Raw genomic sequence first — 2316 nt, forward strand, 5'->3', positions numbered from 1 at the left:
GACAGGCCCCGCGACGGCGCGCGCGGCGGCCAGCGCAGCCCGCCCCGCCTCCAGGCGAGCGCCCCGGCGGCAATCAGCGCTGCGGCGAGCACCACCATCAGCGCGATCAACGCGAAGCGGCCCACCGGAAACGCCCCGGGCACCGCCGCTGCATGGGCGACGGGCGTGAACGGCCGCGCCTCCACCAGCGACAGGGACACGCTGTCATGCGTCACCCCCTCGATGCTGTGCGCCACCATGTCCTTGACGGTCGGCACCAGCAGCCGCAGGTCCACATCCGGCCGATGCTTGATGAAGACCGCCGCCGACGAGGGGCGGATCTTGTCGGAGAGCGGATCGGTGGCTGGAATCACCACGTGCACGCGTGCGGTGACCACGCCATCGATATTGCGCAGGGTTTCGGACAGTTCCTGGGAGAGCGCATAGATATAGCGCATGCGCTCCTCGGTGGGCGTGGCCACCAGCCCCTGCTTCTGGAACACCTGCCCCAGTGACGCGAAGCGCTCGCCGGGCAGCCCCTCGCTGCGCAGGATTTCCAGCGCGGCGGGCAGCTGCGACTCCTCCACACGCACGCTCCAGTTGCCGCCCTGGTTGCCGCCCTGGTTGCCGCCGCCCGAATCGCCGGCGCGCGCCTTCTCGGCATCGAGCCCATCGGCGGTCAGCGCGGCCAGGATCTGGTTGGCCTCGTTCTCGTTGAGGGAGGCGTACAGGTCCACCTTGCAGCCGGCCAGCGCCAGCGCGGCAAGCAGCGGCAGCGCCAGCCGCGCGCGGCACATCCAACGGGAAAGGGGTGCGGTCATTGCTGGTTCTTCAGCAGGCTGTTGAACAGGTTGGTGCCGGCACTGCCGATGCTCGACGTGACGTGAATCGACGAGAACAGCTCGAGCGACTGGGTCTGGAGCATCATGGCCTGGTAGACCACGTCGGAGGTGCTGCCGGTGTGGATGGCGGCGAACATGCCCGCGCGCATTTCCTCCAGCCGGGCGGCCTGCCGCGCGGCTTCCTCGCCGGCGGACACGTAGCTGGAGCGGATGGCGTTGCCGAGCGTGGTGGACGACGGGTCGCTGGCGGCCCGCGCCGCGTGGGCGCCGCGCGAGCCGTCGGCCGCCTGGCCGCCGCGCACCATGTCGGAGAAGGTCTGGGCGTCGGCGGGGTTGGCCTGACTGGCGTGCGTTGGCGCGGCAGGCGGCGCCTGATGCGCGGCCAGCGTGGCGGCGTCCGAGCCGGGCCCAGCGTTGCCTCCGGCGCCCGCTACGGCCCCGGTGGCGGCAATCGTGGTGGGATCCATGGTGGTTCTCCCGTGTGTGTGGCGGTTGATGTCTTCCTCCCCCGCCCCCGGGAGAGGAAGACAACAGACAGCATTGCGAACGTCAGTTCGTGCGCGAGGTCTGCTTCACATCCTGCATGGCGCCCTGGATCAGGTTCGCTTTCTGCGTGTTGTGTGCCATCTCGCTGCTGACAACGGCGTTCTGGCGCGTCAGCGTGTCCTGCAGATTCAGGATGTTCACGGAGAACTCCTGCGCCTTCTGCTGGATCTCGTTCATCTTGGCGTTCAGGTCCACTTCATTTGCCATGGTTTGCTCCTTGGTGGGTTGACGACCTTCCGCCAGGCCCCCAAAGGCCGGCGGCATCTGCATCGCGTGATGCAAATCACTTGCGTTGCGGCGGCGCGGGCACCGGGCTGTCGCGCAGCACCACGCCATCCGCGTCGATTCGTTCGATTTCGGCGCCGTTCTTGAGCACCGCCCCTTCGAAATACCGGCTGCCGTTGGCCAGCTGCACCGAGCGCTTGCCCTCGCCGTCCTCGGTGATGCTGACCACGCGCGCCGGAAACACGCCCTGCCAGTTCTCCATCTGCCCGTCGCGCACCTGCCGGCGCCGGTTGTCCGCCGTTTCGCGGTAATCGATGCGGTCCGTGACCAGCACGCCCGGATGCAGGTCTTCGGTCAGCCGCTTGACCTTGTCGCGCCCGGCAGACGGGTCTGCCGTGCCACTGAGCAGCACGCGGCCCTGCCCCTGATAGGCGATACCCACGCCGGGTTCGTCCAGATAGCGCTGGATGTGCTCGATCAGATCGTCGGCGGAGCGCAGTTGCTGCTGCACCGCGCGGCCATAGGGCGCCAGCGCCTGCGCCACGCGCTGGCGGTCCACGCGCGAATTCACGAAGCCGCGCACGGCGACCGTGCCGTTGGGCTGCGAGACCACCTCCAGCTCGGGAAACGCCGCCACGGTCTTGCGCACCGCCGCCGGGTCCACCTGCGCGCCGGGCACCGGGGCGCCGCGCTGCGTGAGTGTGGCTGCGGCCCAGCCAGCGCC

At 69.4% G+C, this 2316-nt stretch carries 3 protein-coding genes and 1 pseudogene; all 4 read right to left on the reverse strand.

Features of this window, described 5'->3' with window-relative positions:
• Positions 1–800 (reverse strand): type III secretion system inner membrane ring lipoprotein SctJ (sctJ, locus tag KHO18_RS28095; RefSeq protein ID WP_244845163.1); only part of this gene is annotated, 800 nt, incomplete at its 3' end.
• Positions 797–1288, reverse strand: coding sequence for a hypothetical protein (locus KHO18_RS28100; RefSeq protein ID WP_144195008.1), 492 nt, complete (start codon positions 1286–1288; stop codon positions 797–799). The genes KHO18_RS28100 and sctJ, both read right to left, overlap by 4 nt.
• 82 nt (positions 1289–1370) lie before the next feature.
• Complete coding sequence (locus KHO18_RS28105) at positions 1371–1574, reverse strand: hypothetical protein (protein ID WP_092297932.1); 204 nt, start codon at positions 1572–1574, stop codon at positions 1371–1373.
• Between the two features lie 76 nt (positions 1575–1650).
• A pseudogene (locus KHO18_RS28110) lies at positions 1651–2316 on the reverse strand (BON domain-containing protein); the annotation flags it as partial.

The organism is Cupriavidus campinensis, assembly GCF_905397395.1.
Classification (GTDB): domain Bacteria; phylum Pseudomonadota; class Gammaproteobacteria; order Burkholderiales; family Burkholderiaceae; genus Cupriavidus; species Cupriavidus campinensis.